The organism is Micromonospora inaquosa, assembly GCF_003857055.1.
In the GTDB taxonomy this organism is placed as follows: Bacteria; Actinomycetota; Actinomycetes; order Mycobacteriales; family Micromonosporaceae; genus Micromonospora; species Micromonospora inaquosa.
On sequence record NZ_QGSZ01000392.1, the window covers coordinates 1 to 17,422 of the forward strand.

The 17,422-nt window shown below is 68.9% G+C and carries 8 protein-coding genes; 3 read left to right on the forward strand and 5 right to left on the reverse strand.

The genetic code is table 11. The annotated features are described in order from the left end of the window. Positions 1-132: 132 nt before the first annotated feature. Positions 133-7,548 (forward strand): SpvB/TcaC N-terminal domain-containing protein, encoded by a 7,416-nt coding sequence (locus DLJ59_RS34805; protein ID WP_279635803.1) that lies wholly within the window; start codon positions 133-135, stop codon positions 7,546-7,548. Between the two features lie 103 nt (positions 7,549-7,651). Here the strand turns inward: DLJ59_RS34805 and DLJ59_RS34810 are convergent, their stop codons facing one another. Beyond that, positions 7,652-8,275, reverse strand: coding sequence for a hypothetical protein (locus tag DLJ59_RS34810; RefSeq protein ID WP_124778355.1), 624 nt, complete (start codon positions 8,273-8,275; stop codon positions 7,652-7,654). Between the two features lie 561 nt (positions 8,276-8,836). Between DLJ59_RS34810 and DLJ59_RS34815 the strand changes: the two genes are divergently transcribed. After that, positions 8,837-10,468, forward strand: coding sequence for a family 43 glycosylhydrolase (locus tag DLJ59_RS34815; protein ID WP_158630948.1), 1,632 nt, complete (start codon positions 8,837-8,839; stop codon positions 10,466-10,468). A gap of 86 nt (positions 10,469-10,554) precedes the next feature. Here the strand turns inward: DLJ59_RS34815 and DLJ59_RS34820 are convergent, their stop codons facing one another. From DLJ59_RS34820 to DLJ59_RS34835, 4 genes are all read right to left on the reverse strand, one after another. Then, positions 10,555-13,515: an immunoglobulin-like domain-containing protein gene (locus tag DLJ59_RS34820; protein WP_124778357.1), complete on the reverse strand. Its 2,961-nt coding sequence runs from the start codon at positions 13,513-13,515 to the stop codon at positions 10,555-10,557. Positions 13,516-13,674: 159 nt separating this feature from the next. Further along, on the reverse strand, positions 13,675-14,610 hold the full coding sequence (locus DLJ59_RS34825) for an SDR family oxidoreductase (RefSeq protein ID WP_124778358.1): 936 nt from the start codon (positions 14,608-14,610) through the stop codon (positions 13,675-13,677). A 50-nt stretch (positions 14,611-14,660) separates the two neighbouring features. Beyond that, positions 14,661-15,284 carry an NADPH-dependent F420 reductase gene (locus tag DLJ59_RS34830; RefSeq protein ID WP_124778359.1) on the reverse strand — a complete coding sequence of 208 codons (624 nt, stop codon included), beginning with the start codon at positions 15,282-15,284 and terminating at the stop codon, positions 14,661-14,663. Between the two features lie 83 nt (positions 15,285-15,367). Further along, positions 15,368-16,102, reverse strand: coding sequence for an SDR family NAD(P)-dependent oxidoreductase (locus DLJ59_RS34835; RefSeq protein ID WP_124778360.1), 735 nt, complete (start codon positions 16,100-16,102; stop codon positions 15,368-15,370). Between the two features lie 324 nt (positions 16,103-16,426). On the opposite strand from DLJ59_RS34835, the gene DLJ59_RS34840 reads away from it, so the two are divergent. Further along, complete coding sequence (locus tag DLJ59_RS34840; protein ID WP_124778361.1) at positions 16,427-17,338, forward strand: LysR family transcriptional regulator; 912 nt, start codon at positions 16,427-16,429, stop codon at positions 17,336-17,338. The last annotated feature ends 84 nt before the right edge of the window (positions 17,339-17,422 follow it).

Below are 17,422 nucleotides of genomic sequence, written 5' to 3' on the forward strand. Positions count from 1 at the left end.
GCGTTCGGGCCGGGCGGGCCGCCGACCGACGCGGCCGGTGCCGGCTCGTCCCGGGCCGGTCGGGGGGCGGCCGGGCCAGGGCTCGGCGGACCGGCGATCAGCCTGCCCACCGGCGGCGGCGCGATCCGGGCCATCGGCGAGACGTTCGCCGCCCACCCGGTCACCGGGACCGGCGGCATGTCGGTTCCCGTCCCGGTCAGCGGCAGCCGCTCCGGTTTCCAACCCGACCTGACGCTCAGCTACGACTCGGGCGCCGGGAACGGCCCGTTCGGTCTCGGCTGGCAACTGCCGGTGCCGGCGGTCAGCCGGCGCACCGACCGCGGCCTGCCCCGCTACGACGACACCGACACCTTCCTGCTGTCCGGCGAGGACGACCTCATTCCCGTCCCCGGCGGCACCCCGGTCGCCGGGCACACGGTGCAGCGGTTCCGGCCGAGGACCGAGGGGGCGTTCGCCCGGATCGAGCGGTGGACCCGGGACTCCGACGGTGACGTGCACTGGCGCACCCTGTCCGGGTCGAACCTGCTGGCGGTGTACGGCCGCGACGGCGGCTCCCGGATCGGCCAGGGCGGGAAGGTGCACACCTGGCTGCTCTGCGAGACCCGCGACGACCGGGGCAACGCCGTCACCTACACCTACAAGGCCGAGGACGCCACCGGCCTGGACCTGGACCGGCCGCACGAACGGCACCGCACCGACCGGCACGCCAACCGCTACCTCAAGTCGGTGCGCTACGGCAACGCGGTGCCGCTGCTGGACGCCGACGGCCGACGCCCGGTGGACCTGACGCCGGCCCAGGTCGCCGACGCCCGCTGGCTGTTCGAGGTGGTGTTCGACTACGGCGAGCACGACCCGCACGACCCGCGGCCGACTGACGCCGGGGACTGGACCTGCCGGCCGGACCCGTTCTCCACCTATCGCGCGGGATTCGAGGTCCGCACCTACCGGCTGTGCCACCGGATCCTGATGTTCCACCACTTCCCTGACGAGCCGGAGGTGGGCGCGGACTGCCTGGTCCGCGCGGTGGAGCTGGAATACGCCACCGGGCCGGTGCTGTCCACCCTGGTCGAGGTGACTCAGCGCGGCTACGCCCCGGCCGTCGGCGGCGGACACACCAGCGCCGCACTGCCCCCGGTGACCTTCGAATACACACCGGCCACCATCGCACCGACCACCCGGGAACTGGACCGGGCCAGCCTGGCGAACCTGCCGGCCGGCGTGGACGGGCGGACCGAGCTGTGGGTGGACCTGGACGGGGACGGACTCGCCGGGGTGCTGACCGGGCACGAGGGTGCCCTCTACTACCGGCCGAACCTCGGTGCCGGCCGGATCGGCCCGGTCGCCGCGCTGCCCACCGTGCCGTCACTGACCGACCTGACCGGCGGACGCCAGCAACTGGTTGACGTGGACGGTGACGGGCGGATTGAGCTGGTCCAGCTCGGCACCGTCCCGGCGGGTTTCGTCCGCCGCACCGACGACGCCGGCTGGTCCGATCTGCAGCCGTTCCGCGAGCTGCCCGCCGTCGACTGGGCCAGCCCCGACCTGCTGCTACTGGACCTCACCGGGGACGGCCGGCCCGACCTGCTGCTCACCGGGGACATCGTGCTGACGTGGCACGAGTCGCTGGCCGAGGCGGGGTACGGCCCGGCGCGACCCGCGCTCTGGCCCGCGGACGAGGATCGTGGCCCGCGGCTGCTGCGCTCCGACGACCGGCAGAGCGTCTTCCTCGCCGACATGTCCGGCGACGGCCTCACCGACCTGGTCCGGGTCCGCGACGGTTCCGTCTGCTACTGGCCTAACGTCGGCTATGGGCGATTCGGCGCGAAGGTCGAGATGGACGACGCGCCGTGGTTCAGTGGGCTGGACGAGTTCGACCCGGCCCGGGTGCTCCTCACCGACGTGAACGGCGCCGGCATGATGGACCTGTGTTACCTGGGCCGACGGGAGATCCGGCTCTGGTACAACCAGTCCGGCAACGGCTGGTCGGCCCCCGCCGACCTGCCCGACCTGCCGCATGTCACGCCCGACGCGACGGTGACCGTGACCGACCTGCTGGGCGTCGGCACCGGCTGCCTGGTGTGGTCGTCGCCGTTGCCCGCCGACGCCACCGGCCCGGTGCGTTACCTGGACCTGGCCGCCGACGGCAAGCCGCACCTGCTCACCCGCGTGGTGAACAACCTGGGCGGCGAAACCACCATCCGGTACGCCGCTTCCACCGCCTTCCAGCTGGCCGACCGGCGAAACGGCCAGCCGTGGGTCACCGCGCTGCCGTTCCCGGTGCACGTCGTCGAGCAGGTGGAACAGGTGGACCGGATCACCGGGACGCGGCTGGTCACCCGCTACCGCTACCACCACGGCCACTATGACGGCGTCGAGCGGGAGTTCACCGGCTTCGGCATGGTCGAGCAGATCGACGGCGAGTCGTTCGTGGACCACGTGTTGGGCGTCGAGGCGGTCGGCGGGAACCAGGACACCTCGCCCGAGCTGTTCCAGCCACCGGTCACCACGAAGACCTGGTACCACACCGGCGCCCCGGTCGACCTGTCCGCCGAGTGGTACGCCGGCCGGCACCTGCCCACCGTGGAGCTGCCGGCCGGAGTCTCCGCCGCGGAGCTGCGGGAAAGCCGGCGGGCGCTGCGCGGCTTGCCGCTGCGGCAGGAGGTGTACTCGTACGACGGCAGTGCCGCGCAGGAGCACCCGTACGGGGTGGTCGAGCAGACGTACCAGGTGCAGCGGCTGGACGCACGGGTGTTCGTCGCCGTCGAGCGCGAGGCGGTCAGCCTCTCCTACGACCGGGAGCCGGATGAGCCCCGGATCAGCCACCGGCTCAACCTGGTCCTCGGCCCGTACGGCACCGTCGTCCAGGCCGCCGCGGTGGTCTACGGCCGCACCACGCCCGACCCGGAGCTGCCCGCCGAGGTGACCGCCGAGCAGCGGCGCCGTCACGTCACGTACGGGGAACAGTGGTACACCCCGGACATCGACGACACAGTGCCCGCGCCGGCGTACCGGATCCGCACCGCGTACGAGGCGGTCGGCCACGAACTGACCGGGCTGGCCCCGGCCGGCCCGCTGTTCACCCGCGCCGAACTGCTCGCCGGGTTCACCACGGCCACCCCGATCGGGTACGAGGTGGTGGCCGACGAGGTCAGCGTGCAGCGGCGGTTGCTGTCCCGGTCACAGGTGCGGTTCCGGGACAACGCGTTGGCGCCACTGCCGGCCGGGCAGTGGGACAGCCTGGGGCTGGGGCACCAGACGTACCAGCTCGCCTTCACCCCGGCCGCGCTGGCTGCCGGCTACGGCACGGCAGTCACCGGCGCGGACCTGGCCGCCGCCGGATACGTGCACCTCGACGGCGACCCGGACTGGTGGATCCCCTCCGGCGAGCTGCGCTATCCGGCCGACCCGGCCGCGCACTTCTACCTGTCCAACGGGGCCCGGGACGCGCTGGGCCTGGCGACGGTGGTCACCTTCGACGACTACCACCTGCTCACCGAGCGGGTGACCATCGACCAGGCGGCCTGGTCGGTCACCACCGCTGTCAACGACTACCGGGTGCTGGGCCCGAACCTCGTCACCGACCCGAACGGGCAGCGCCGCGCGGTGCGCTATGACGAGTTGGGCCGAGTGGTGGCGTCGGCGCTGCTCGGCCGGCCCGGCGCCGGGGACGGTGACACGCTCGACGATCCGACGTTGACGTTCACCTACGACCCGTTCAACTGGTTGGTCAACGGCCAGCCCGCGTACAGCCGGGGCCGGCACCGGGAACGGCACGGACCGACCAATCCGCGCTGGCTGGAGAGTTACGAGTACAGCACCGGCACCGGTGGTGTGGCGATCACCAAGTCGCGGGTGCATCCCGGCAGGGCCCTCGAAGTGGGGGAGGACGGGGTGGCCGTCGAGGTGGACGCCGACCCGCGCTGGGTCGGCACCGGCCGCACGGTGGTCAACAACAAGGGCAACCCGGTGAAGCGGTACCAGCCCTACTTCAGCACCACCCACCAGTACGAGGACGCGGCGGCGCTGTGCGAGATCGGCGCCACCGCGGTCCGCTACTACGACCCGCTGGGCCGGGCCGTGCTGACCCGTTATCCGGACGGAACCCTCAGCCGGGTCGAGTCCACGGCCTGGTCGCACCGGTTGTTCGACGCCAACGACACGGTGCTCGACAGCCAGTGGTACGCCGAGCGCGGCAGCCCTGCCGTGTCCGACCCGGAACCCGCCGATCCGGCCGTCCGCGCCGCGTGGCTCGCCGCCGGGCACGCCGAGACACCTTCCGTGGTCCACTTCGACAGCCTGGGTCGGGCCGTCTACTCGGTGGCCGACCGGGGGGCCGGCCAGCGGTTCGGCGTACGCACCACGGGAGACCTCACCGGCCGGTCCTCGGACGGGTACGACGCGCTGGGCCGGCACATCGCCAGCGCGGCCACCGCCATGCACGGCGCGGGGGTGCGGTCGTGGAGCGCGGAGAAGGGCGAGCGGTGGGTGTTCCAGGATGTGCTCGGCGGGGTGCGCCGGATCTGGGACGAACACGGCCGGACCTTCCGCACGACGTACGACGCCCTGCACCGGCCGGTGGGCCTGTACGTCAGCGAGTCCGCCGGCGCGGAGCGCTGCGTGCAGTACGTGGTTTTCGGCGACCGGCATCCGGATGCGGCAACGCTGGGCCTGCACGGCGTGCCCTACCTGGTGTTCGACCAGGCGGGCCAGGTGCGGGTCCCCGAGGTGGACTTCAAGGGCAACCCGCGGTGGGCCGAACGCAGGCTCGCCACCGATGACGTCGCCGGCCCGGACTGGTCGCCGGTGGCCGCCGCGCCCGACCACGCCGCGCTGCTGGCCGCCGCGGCGCCGCTGCTGGAGAGCGAAGTCTTCGGCACCGCCGCCGAGTACGACGCGGTGAACCGTCCAACGCTGGTCACCCTGCCCGACGCCACCGAGCTACGACCGACCTACCTTGAGGGCGGCATGCTGGGCCGGCTCACCGCGCGGCTGCGTGGTCAGGGCGCCGAGGTGGAGTTCCTGTCCGAGCAGGACTACGACGCGCTGGGCCGGCGGCGGTTCGCCCGGCACGGCAACGGCCTGGTCACCGAGTATTTCTACGACCCGATGACGTTCCGGTTGGAACGTCTGCTCACCGCCGGGGTGCGCGACCTGCGCTACACGTACGACCCGGTGGGCAACGTGACCCGGGTGGCCGAGCCGGGCGCGCCCACCTTCTTCGGCAACGCGGCGGTGCCGGCCGCCAGCGACTACGCGTACGACCCGCTCTACCAGTTGGTCCGGGCGAGCGGGCGGGAGTTGGCCGGGGCGCCGAACGACGCGATCCGCGACCAGACCGACGTGCCGCCGGCCAGCAGCCTCAACGATGCCGGCGCGGTACGTGCCTACACCGAGGAGTACGAGTACGACCCGCTCGGCAACCTCACGGTGCTCCGGCACCGGTTCCGGACGCAGGCCGGGGTGGGTGCCGGCTGGACCCGGCACCACCGGTACGCGTACCAGGACGACCCGGCCGACCTCACGAATCGACTGGCCGCCACGAGCGTCCCCGGTGACGCCGAGGGTGGCCCCTACTCGGCCGTGTACGCGCACGACGCCGTCGGCAACCTGACCGTCATGCCGCACCTGCCGGCGCTGGAGTGGAACGACCGCGACCAGCTCAGCCGGGTCGACCTCGGCGGCGGTGGTGAGGCCCGGTTCGTCTACGCAGCGAGCGGGCAGCGGCTGCGCAAGGTCGTGGACCGGCCGGGCAGCGTCCAACTCGAATGGATCTTCCTGGGTGCGGTCACCGTGTTCCGGCGGCGCAACCGGGTCACCGGCACTCTCCAGCACGAGCGGTGGACCACCACGATCGCCGACGACACCGGCCCGGTCGCCCAGGTGGACGTCAAGACCGTCGACATCGGTGGCTTCGACCCGGCCAACCCGCTCGGCGTTCCGCTGATCCGTTACCAGCTCAGCAACCACCTCGGCTCGGCCGCGCTGGAGACCGACGCGGCCGGCGCGATCATCTCCTACGAGGAGTACCACCCGTACGGCACGACCGCGTACCGGTACGGCCGGCCGGGCGCCGACCTCAGCCTGAAGCGGTACCGCTTCGGCGGGCACGAGGCGGACGACGAGACCGGCTTCTGCTATGCCGGGGCTCGGTACTACGTGCCGTGGCTGGGCCGGTGGGCGAGCACCGACCCGGGCGGCTTCGTCGACGGGGGCAACCTGTTCCGGTACTGCCGCAACAATCCGGTCGGCATGGCCGATCCGGCCGGGTTCAGGCCCTCCACCGTCATCGGGCCGGAAACCCACGACATCTCCATCTCGGAGCCCCACTTCACCGGGTCCGAGAACCCCACGGTGGAGGACTTCCGCCGCTATCTCAGCAACCACGGTGCGACCCTCGATCCACGGATCAACAACAGCAACTCGGTCATCTACTACCAGGCCAACGTCACCCTGAACCTGGAGGGCGGCAACTGGTCCGAGCACCCGGGCGGCACCTGGGTGCTGCACGCCGTACTTCCACCTCCGGCGCCGCCGCGACCGAGGCCGGCGCCGCCTCCGCCGCCGCCGGAGCCGCCACCGGCCGAGCCGCCGCCACCAGCACCGGAACCGCCACCCGAACCGCCGCCGGCTGCGCCGCCGGCCGAACCCGGTGGCGGGGCACCGGCCGCACTCGGCGTCACCGGTGGCGCCGCCGCGCACACCGCGCCCGCCGCCGAGAAGTTCATCTGGAACTTCAAGTTCAAGGGCGCCTGGGGGACGTTCCGCGGCAACATCCTGGAATGGCTGTACGGCGTGCCGTGGCGCGACTGCGGGGCGGACTTCGACCTGGAAACCTCCACCACGGTCAAGCAGGTCAGGTCGACCGGCTCGTACAGCAGGCCTGGCGACACCGCCCGGAAGGCGACCCGGAACGCGGACGACGCGATTCAGGCCAACCCGAGCGGCACCATGGCCGGCAAGCGGTCTCAGGCCGTCATCATCACCGAGACCGACGCGCCGGCCAGCGCGGGAAACGCGATCCGCACGGCGACCAACCCGGGACGGGGACGGAAGATTCCGGCCAGTGCCACGACTCCGGAGCACGTGCGCGGACTACCGGGCCGGACAGGCATGCTCGGCAAGGGGCTCGGCGTCGTCGGGTTCGGCCTGTCGGCGTTCGCACTGTGGGGCGACTACCAGCAAGGCGACTGGGAGATGGGCATCGGTGACGCGTTCGGCGCGGTCGGCGGTGGCCTGGAGCTGTACGCCATCGCTGTGCCGGGTGCCACGGTGGCCACGGTCAGCGCGATGACCGCTGGACTGGTGATCGGTGGCATCGGTCTTGCCGCCAGCTCGTACGTCAGCATGAACCGGGCTGCCGAGGTTGGCGACACGCCGGGGGTGGTGGCCGGCGGTGTCGGCATCGGTGCGGGTCTGGCCATCGCCGGGGGTGCCATCGGCATCGCGGCCGGCAGTGTGGTGATCGCCCCGGTCGTGCTCGTGGTCGGCATCGTCGCAGCCGTCGGCGTGGGCATCTTCCACGCTGGTCGCTACTTTGACTGGTGGTGACCGACGGCGCGTACCGGGACGGGCGAGCGGCCTGGTGGTAACGGACGCAGCCGGCCCTCGCGCGGAGGCGAGAGGGCCGGCGGGCAATGCCTCCAGCCTTCAGTTATTTTTCGCAGCGCCCGCTGGTACGCCCTTCGGCGATGACCTTGTCCACGCCCTTGGCGTAGTCCGCCATCGATTCGGCGTCCGGTTGGTAACGCCACTGGCCGTCCACATACCGGATCTCGGACGAGCCGGCCGCGATCGACCGCTTGTAGTTCACGATCGCCGTGTCCTCACCCTCCAGCCGAGCCGTCGTGATTTCGAAGGTCAGGCCCGTGATGGTCTTGCACTCAGTGTGCAGCCGGGCGTACTCGTCACGCGAAACCGCCGCCTTGCCCTCGCTGGTCCACAGGTCCCACGCGCCCTTCCAATCCCCAGCGGCGTACGTGTCGAACTCTCGCTGAGCCAGCGCCTTGGCAGCGTCCACCGTCTTCGGCTCGGCGGCAGCCTTCGTCTCGGCGACAGCCGCGCCGCTCGCGACCGGTGTGGTCTGCTCGGGCTTGGTCTCGGTTCCACACGCGGCGACAAGCAGGGCGACCCCGACAGCCGCGACAACAATAATGGTCTTACGCACCTTGTGATATCTCCTCAGCGGTAATGGCGATGCCGGTGGCGCCAGGGCTGGTGGGGCTGCTGCCGTGAGGGCCGGAACCGTCGCCACGCACCCGGGGCCGTCGGTGATCATGACAGGTCGTTGCGACAGGCCATCTCGCGCAGTACGCGGCGGAGGCCGCTGGAACCGGCAGGGATCAGGTGCGCCAGGAGATGGCGGACCGCGCCGGGGGAGGAGATATCGACCACCACAACAGCCCAACGCCATGATCAGCCTGGGCAGGCGACATTGACGCTCTTGACACGCTCCAGATAGCACCGTTAACATCACCGAAACCTTGTTAGCGCTAACAGCGGCCGGTCGCTGATCCTCGCTCGCTGGGCGAGACCGAGCCAATGAACGTGCGCGCTGGAAGCCCAGCCGGTCGAGCGGACAAGCTCTCTCCCACCCTTCGTGCCCTTCGAAGGGTGCCTCACACACAGCAACCGACCAGGCTGGGCCGGCTCTCCGGAAATCGGGAATCGGTGTGCGTTGTTAGCGCTATCACGACCAGAAGGAAGGTGGGACCTGATGGTTATCGAGAGGACTGCCGGCAAGCGGCGTCGAGGTTTAGCGGCAATTGGCCTTGCTCTCCTGGTAGGAATAGGGCTGGGTCAACTGACGCCGATCATGCCGGCCGCGGCGGAGAAGCCCGTGCCGCCGGCACCGCCGGGAGCCGGACCTCAAACCCCCTCCGCCAAGGTGCCGCTGGCCGGTGTCGACATGGCCCAGACGTACGTCAACCCGATCAACCTGCCGGGGATGGCCGTGCGCAACATCGTAGGGACGATGCCACCCACGGACGCGAACGTCGCTAACACGTCGCAGATCCCGGCCAGCCTGGACCAGGAGACGTGGACGGCAGCGTCCGGGCGGACTCTGGCGAGCCGATCCACTGTCGGCTTCACCAGGATTTCGGAGAACTCTGCCCGGACCGGGGCGGACTGGTCCGCGCTGAACGTCGACGGGACCATCTATCTCTATGCATCAGGTGCCATGCAGAACGCACCGAACAACAATCGCACTGTCTGGTCCACCACCGACTACCTGACCTGGACGCCCCACCAGATGAACCTGGGGCTGGTCGCACCAACCGTCGTGCAACTCGGTGACAAGTTCTACATGGCCGGCAACAACACGCCGGTCTATCAAGCCGACTCGCCCACCGGGCCGTGGACCAGTATGGGGAACTTCCTGCGCCCGACCGGCCAGACCCTGAGCGTTGGCGACGTGCAGTTCTTCCCGGACACGGACGGTCGACTGTACTTGACCTACAACATCGGTTCGCCGATCATGGGCGCCGAACTCGACCCGAACAACCCTCGGCAGCTCATCAGCGACCCGGTCGTGCTCTGGACCTTTGACCCGCGCCAGGAGTGGCAGCACATCGGTGACAACAAGGCGACCTACACGCACGGGTACGTGGAGGGTTCGCAGCTGTTCAAGGTGGGGGACACCTATTACCTCTCGGTCGCGTCCGGCGGCACGGAGTTCACCACGTACGCGACCGGCGTGATGACGTCGGACAAGCCGCTCTCCGGGTTCAAGGTCACTCAGCAGAACCCCATCGGCTACGGAAACAACCACCCCAGTGCGGTATATCCGAACGCCGGGCACGGCAGCTTCGTGCTCGACAAGTCCGGGAACCTGGTGTTCTTCTACACCTACGTGATCGCGTACGAGGAGTTCTTCGAGCGGCGACTGGGGATGGACATCTGCAACGTGATTCCCGCCGGCCCGAAGCGGGGAGCAATCGACTGCGAGTTGTCCAACACGCCGCAACTGGCCCCCGGGAAGAAGATCTCGGGCACCGACGACGTCGGACTCTACAACGTGGCCACCAACAGCCAGGCCTACTGGGCGAGCAGCTACGCGCCCGGGCGCAACCCGTACTACGGAGGGGACCGTTCCCTATCCACGTGGTGGGAGCCGGCTGACAGCGACACCGCGCCCACGTACATCAGGGGCTTCGGGACCGTCTTCCACATCTCCGCCGCGCAGATCCAGTGGAAGGAACTCGGGCGCACGTTCACCAAGGACAACGCCGTGCAGTACACGCTGGAGTACAAGGACATCCCCACCAACACCTGGCGGCCGCTGGTCGACAGGAGTACGAACACCACCGCCTACACCGCTGACTACGTCACCTTCGACCGGGTGCTGACGAACGCGGTCAGGCTCAAGGTCCTGGGTACGACCGAGACCGTCAAGGTCGGAGTCCACGAACTCAACGTGTTCGGGGAGAACTACAACCTGGTTGTGTCGAAGGGCATGATCACCCCATAGTCCGGATGCTGGGCCGTGCCGGAGGGAGCGGGCGGGATCAGTGGATCCCGCCCGCTCCCTCCGGTGGCGCATGTCTGCCTATGCTGCTACCGAACCGTCAACTTCTGATAGTCGGCGGCGTGGGGCTGGTAGGTCGGGTTGCCGGAGTAGGCAACGTGGACCCGGTACGACCCGCGCGGCAGACCGGCGGTCGGCAGTGTGACGACTGCCCTACCGTCCGTCAGTGGCACGACCTGCACGGTGCCGCCGAAGGTGACGGTGACCTCGCCGGTCGGGGTCGGAGCGTTCTTCTTCTGCCCGCCCGCCGGCCCCACAGTCACGTTCAGCTTGAACGTGTCCCCGCGGACAACCGACGCCGGCGCGGCCTTCGCATGGACCTTGACGGCGGCCGGCCCGGAGGGCACCTCGAACGACGCCGTACCCTCCGACGCCTTCAGGTAGTCGAAGCCGAGGTACTCCGCCTTGACCGTCCGGGCACCCGCAGGCAGACCCGTCGGCAGCGTGACCGTGGCCGCGCCGTCGCTCAGGTGGGCGAGCTGCGACCACGAGCCGACGCTGAGCCGCACCTTACCGCCGGTCTCGAACCCGTCCGCTGCCGTGACCGTCACGGTGGCCGTGGTCGCCCGGGCCCCACTCGCGTACGGCTCGACAGCCACCTCGGTGGTGGTCGTGACGTCGCTGTTCGGGTTCCCGCGGATGTCGTTCCACTCGCGGACGGTCAGCGGGATCACGGTGCCGTGACGCGGACGGACGACACCCGCGTTGGTCATCGTGATCGCCTTGGCGTTCCAGGTCGGGGCCTCGATGTTCTCGTGGCACGCGGCCTGGTAACCCCCACCGTTCGTGTACCGGTCGCCCCAGAGGTAGAACTGGCCGGGGCAGGAGGTGTCACCGGGGTTGGCCTTGAAGATGACCGGTCCTTCGTACCCCTGGTTGGCGACCCACGTCGTGCGCCCCAGGGCCGGTGCGACCATCGTCCAGTTGTCGATGTTGCTGTCCAGGAAGTCGGTGTGCTTCTCCGAGAAGATGTCCGAGCCCTGGTTGCCGGCCTCGTTCTTGGTCACGCGGTAGTAGTGGTCACCGACCCGGATCGCGGTCGTGTCGATCCGTGACAGCGGGGCTGGGTTCTGCCAGACCTGGGGGGCGGAGAACGTCTGGAAGTCTCGCGTCGTGGCGTACCACATCTGCGCGTTCCCCTGACCGGTGCGATTCACGGGGTTGCTCCAGAGCGACTGTGCCCAGAACACGACGTAGGCGCCGATCTCCTCGACCCACAGTGACTCTGGTGCGAAGGCGTTGCCCGCGTTGTCGGGCGCGACCTTCACGTGCCGCTGAGGGGTCCAGTGCACAAGATCGTGCGACTCGAAAACCTCGATGTACTGGGTGTCGTTGATGGCGTAACCACCCTGGTCGTACCAGTTCAGGTCGGTCGCGATCATGTAGAACGTGTCGCCGCTGGGTGAGCGGACGATGTGCGGGTCACGAAGCCCCTGGTCGCCCAGTTGGGAGATGAGTGACGGCCGGCCTCCGGTCAGGCCGGTCCAGTCCAGAGCGGTGTTTCCGTTGGATGTCGCGAACATGATCTGTTCGCCGTCGGCAATTCCCTCGCCCTTGAAGTACCCCATGAAGTACCGCTCGTACTCCTCGGAACGCGGCATGGCGATGATGCTCACCGGGAACGACTTCGTCTGCGAGGCCGTGCCCTTGGTGATGGTCGCCGTCAGTGTGGCGGCAACATCCTCATGGCCGAAGGCCGGGCGGGTGACCTCACCCGTCGGGGTGACGAGGGCGGTGGTCGACCTCCAGGTGATCGTGGATCCGAACTCGCCCTTGGCGGCGAGGTCGAGGTTTCCGCGCACGTCGTTGGTGGCGTTCAGGGCCAGGTCGAAGGTGTCACGGTCGACCGCCTGCGCGTCGTCGAACTCGGCCTTCACGACAACGGGAATCTCCCGTGTGCTGACCTCCTGGGCGCCCTTGCGGACAGTCGCCGTGAGCGTGGCTGTCGCGTCGGGTTGCCCCTGCGCGGGCCGGGTGATCCTGCCGGTCACCGCGACCTTGCGTGCGCTGGCGACGGCTGGCGGGGTATAGACCGCGACGACCGACGGGTCGGAGCTCGTCCACGTGATGGTCGAGCCCGCCACGGAGCCCACCTTGGGCAGAGTGATGTCACGGACGATCGCACTGGTCAGGCCGAGATCGATGGCGTCGGTGTCGGCGCGAACGCCACTGGAGACGGTCCGCTCCGCGAGGGCGAGTGTCTCGTCGAGACTCACTGCTCGGTCGTACACCCGGAAGTCTCGGATCGTTCCGCGGAACGAGTAGTGGCCCGACGTCTGTGAGCGGCCCAGGAAGTTGCAGTTGGTCCCCGCGGCGTTCACCGACGGCGGCGTGGTCAGGTTCGTCGACGTCGCGTGTGGCACGCCGTCGAGGTAGACAGTGCCGGTCCAGCTCGTGCCGTTCGCGTTCAGTGACTGGGTGTAGGTGACATGCGTCCACGCTCCCTCCAGCATGCGGACGCGGCTCTGCTGGAGGTTCGCCGGGCCCACCGCGACGCGGAACCGCTGGGTGTTCGACGCGAAGATGGAGCCCTCGGCGCCGGTGTCGACGTCGCACGAGCCGGACTTGCGGCCAAAACCCCACATCTGGTGCTCGCCGACGTTCGCCGGGTCGATCCACACGTCATAGTCGACCGTGAGGTTCGACATGCCGGCGGTGATGTCGTTCGGCAGGGCCACGTATGCGCCGTCGAGGGCACCCTCGTAGGAGTCGGGGTTGAACCTGACGCCTTCGCCGGTCAGGGTCGCCTTCTCGGGATTCACAAGTGTGGCGTTCGCCGCCGAGCCCGCGCTACCCGAGTTGACCAGCGTCGTTCCGCTGGTCTCGTCGAGCGCGAAGTGGTGCACCAGGCCCTCGTTGAGCTGCCCCTCGGCAGCGTGCGCGGGCACCGCCGCGAACGAGGCCGAGAGCAGCGCACCCAGTGCCAGGACCGCGACACCTCTATCCTTTCGACTCAGCCCGGGACGTGGCCTTCGCTGTCGCAGTCTCAATTGACCCTCCTTGACCGGTGTGTGGCTCCCTCTGATGTGGACGAGGGTTGTTAACGCTAACTACGCTGTGCTGCCGGGTCAACGCAGCACGTTGCGGCCCGGGGCCTGCGACTCCCGGCTTGTTCTTTCCCGGACTCGGTGCGATCCGGAGCCCTGCCGTCAGCCGGCGGGGAAGTAGTGGCCGTTGTCCAGGCCGGCGAGCAGGTTGGGCTGAGTGGGTTCCCAGCCGAGCGTTCGGCGGGTGATGAGGTTGGACGTCGGGTAGCTCTGCGTGACGATGTTCGCGAGGAACCCGAAGTAACCCGGCACCATCAGGACGTCCGCGGGAACGCTCACGACGGGCAGGCCCAGACGGCTGCCGATGGCCTCGGCGATCTCGCGGAAGGGGATGCCCCCGTCGTCGACCGCGTGCCAGTATCTGCCGGCCGGCCCCTTCTCCAGCGCCAGGCGGAACACGGAGGCGACGTCGCGGACGTGCACGGCGTTCCACAGGTTCGTGCCGTCTGCGGGGTAGCCGGCGAAACCCTTCTCCTTCGCGAGCGCGATCAGTGTGGGGAGGAAGCCGGCACGATCGGTCGTGCTGTGCGCGATGTTGGCGATCCGCACGACCGAGGACCGCACTCCCCGCTCAGCCAGCCCGACCACGGCGGTTTCGACGACGTTACGAGCGTGCAGGGTGCCCTTGTGCTCATCGCCGACGGGAAGGGCCGGGTCCTCCTCGGTGGTCCGCCGGCCCAGGCTCCCTGTCGAGCCTATGCTGCCCGCTACGACCAGCGGTTTGCCGGTTCCCGCGAGTGCCTCGCCGTACGCGAGCATGATCGGGACCTCCGCGGCGGCCACGGCGTCGATCCCGCCGGAGACAAGCAGGTCCTGCCGGTGCGCGACGTGGATGACGCCGTCGGCGTCCGCGGCGGCCTCCTGGAGCCCGTCGAGGTCCTGGAGGTCGCCGCGGCGCACCTTCGCGCCCATCGCGGACAGCGCCGCCGCGGCCGGGTCCGACCGCGCCAGGCCGGTGACCTCGTGCCCGGCGTTGATGAGCTCGGGGACGATGTACGAACCGGAATGGCCGGTTCCGCCAGTGACGAAGACGCGCATGCTGCTGTTCCTTGTCATTGATGGGGCGGGAGAATTGGTGGTGCGGGAATTCAGCCGGTAAATTCGTCGACGCCGAGGGCGAAGTCCCAGTGGCCAACCCCGTTGCCGGCGAGGCCCATCGTGACCAGGCCCATTCCTTCCAACCAGTGCGCCATCTTCAGGCCGCCGACGTCCAGAGGGCGCAGCCCGAGGCTTTCGACGAATGCCGCCACGCCCGCCTTCGCCTGCACATTGTCGCCGGCGATGAAGACGCTGGGCCGGCCCTTCTCCAGGACATTACGGAAGATGGTGTTGAATGCCTTCACCACACTGGAGTTGGCTGGCGCCACCTTGGCGACTTCCTGTGCGACCGAGGTCTCCCCGCTGTGGGCCAGTCCGTCGAACGAGGCGTTGAAGGGGTTGCTGATGTCGACGATGGTCTTGCCCGCGAGGGCGTCTCCATACTCGGCGACGACCGGAACGACACCGGCGTACAACAGGGCCGTGATGACGATGTCCCCGGCCGGGACGGCACCCCACTTGCCCGTCGTCGAGCCGCCGCCCAGAGCCTTGGCCAGGTCATCGGCCTTGGACTGATCGCGTCCCATGACCTCGACGGTGTTGCCGCCCGCCACGGCGAGCGTGCCGATGGCACGGGCCATGTTTCCCGTACCGATGATGGTGATGCTGCTCATGAGGTGTGCTCTCTTCCTGTTTCGAGTGGTCACTGTGCTCATCAGGGCCGTGGGACGAGGGCATCCCGGGACCGCTGTGTGGTTCAGATGGCGGTGGTGCCGCCGTCCGCGACCAGTTCCAGCCCGTTGACGTAGCTGGAGTCGTCGGAGGCCAGGAACAGGGCGACGGTGGCGATTTCTCCGGGTCGGCCCATCGTTCCGCGAGGGATGAGGGACTCGAATGCGGCCTTGGTTGCCTCGTCGAACAGCTCTTCCTGCTTGGCGGTGGCGACCTGGCCGGGTGTCAGGACGTTGACGCGGATCTTGCGGTCGCGCAGTTCATTGAGCCAGACGCGGGCCCAGGCCTGGTGGACGGCTTTGCTTCCCGCGTAGAGGCTCCAGCCAGGGAAGGCACCGAGGGAGGCGTTGGACCCGGTCATGAAGATCGAGCCGTTGTCGTTGATCAGCGGCAGTGCCTTCTGCACGGTGAACAGGGTGCCGCGCGCGTTGAGCCAGAAGGCACTGTGGAACTGTTCCTCGGTGATCTCGCCGAGTACGGCGGGTTCGCCCGTCCCGGCACTGGCCCACAGCACGTCGATCGAGCCCTTCTCCCGCTTGACTGTGTCGTACAAGCGGTCCAGGTCGTCCAGGTCGGCCGCGTCACCCTGGACGGCGGTGACGTTGCGGCCGATCAACCTGACGGCGTCGTCCAGTGCTTCCTGCCGCCGGGCCTGAATGAAGACGTGCGCTCCTTCCTCGACGAACAGTTTGGCCCCGGCCAGTGCCATGCCGGTGGATCCACCAGTGATCACCGCTACCTTGCCATCGAGCTTTCCCACGATTACTCCGTTGAGTTGATGAGCATCCAAAACAGTTCAGCCCTGTATTTGCAGGACTGTGCACGCGACGTGCTCGATGACTGTTCGGATTGCGGTTGTTGACGGTCGTGGCATCGCTGCCGTCGAATGATGCGACGGCCCGGGGTCAATTCGTCATGTGCACATGCTGGTTCCGGGCCCGTGCTACCGAATCCGAGAGCGAATTCTTGCGGAATTTGCTCCCCCATCAGGTACGCATTAAGCGTGCCACTGGCCTGAGTCGGTGTCCAAGACCTCTTTCAGCGATTGCGATACCCTGAAGGCATCGCCGAACCGGGAGGTTCCATGGATCTCGACCTGCGCAAGCTGCGCTACTTCGTCGCCGTCGCCGACAAGCTGCATTTCGGCCGCGCCGCCGATGAGCTGCACATCGCCCAGCCAGTGCTCAGTCGGCAGATCCGCGCCCTGGAACAGGATCTCGGCGCTTCGCTGCTGACAAGGGACAGCCACGGCGTGATGCTGACCGATGCGGGCAGGCAGTTGCTGATCGACGCCGGCCCGCTGCTGGCCTCCGCGCACGCGGTCCGCCACCGGGTGACCGTGGCCGCACGGGGCAGCCAGCGGCTGACTGTCGGCTTCCGGGCGGGCATCGCGCTCATCCCGGCGGTACGGCAGTTCGCCACCCAGCACCCGAACGTGATCGTGGACGTGCAGCGGATCGAATGGGACAACCAGGCCACGATGTTGCTCGACGGCCGCATCGACGTCGGCTATGTACGGCTGCCCATCGACGAGACCGGTCTGCGCGTCACGCCGCTGTACACCGAACCTCGTGTGGCAGTGCTGCCTTCGGGCCACCGATTGGCCGGCAAGGAGCAGATCACCGAGGCTGACCTGGCCGGCGAGCCGCTGGTCTGGCATATGGACGCGAGCACGCAGCCCACCAGGCGCCCGCACCCCAACGCCGGTTACCTGGTGCGCGGGGTGGACGAGACACTCGAGCATGTCGCGGCCGGCCGGGGTATCTCATTCCTGGCCCGTTCGGCAATCGTGTTCTACTCGCATCCGGACGTCAGTTATGTCCCGATCCAGGATCTGGCGCCCGAGCAGGTGTGCCTCGCGGTGGCGGCATCGCGCACGTCGCCGGTGGTCGACGACTTCGTTGCCGCGGCTCAGGCGACGGCCGAGACAACCGCGGAATGTGGGAACTATGAAATGTGGCAGCCCGGAAGCGGCACCGTCGCGAAGCGCATCTGATTGACTTCGCTACTCCTTGGTCCCGGTCGTCCTGCTGGCGCTGGTGATCTTCCTGATCAGGAACCGTCGCCGTCGCGGCCGACA

Bases quoted from the DNA above. Each gene is read 5' to 3' on its own strand.
- DLJ59_RS34840 (WP_124778361.1), top strand. From the start codon at position 16,427: ATGGATCTCGACCTGCGCAAGCTGCGCTACTTCGTCGCCGTCGCCGAC.
- DLJ59_RS34825 (WP_124778358.1), bottom strand. From the start codon at position 14,610: ATGCGCGTCTTCGTCACTGGCGGAACCGGCCATTCCGGTTCGTACATC.
- DLJ59_RS34830 (WP_124778359.1), bottom strand. From the start codon at position 15,284: ATGAGCAGCATCACCATCATCGGTACGGGAAACATGGCCCGTGCCATC.
- DLJ59_RS34810 (WP_124778355.1), bottom strand. From the start codon at position 8,275: ATGATCACCGACGGCCCCGGGTGCGTGGCGACGGTTCCGGCCCTCACG.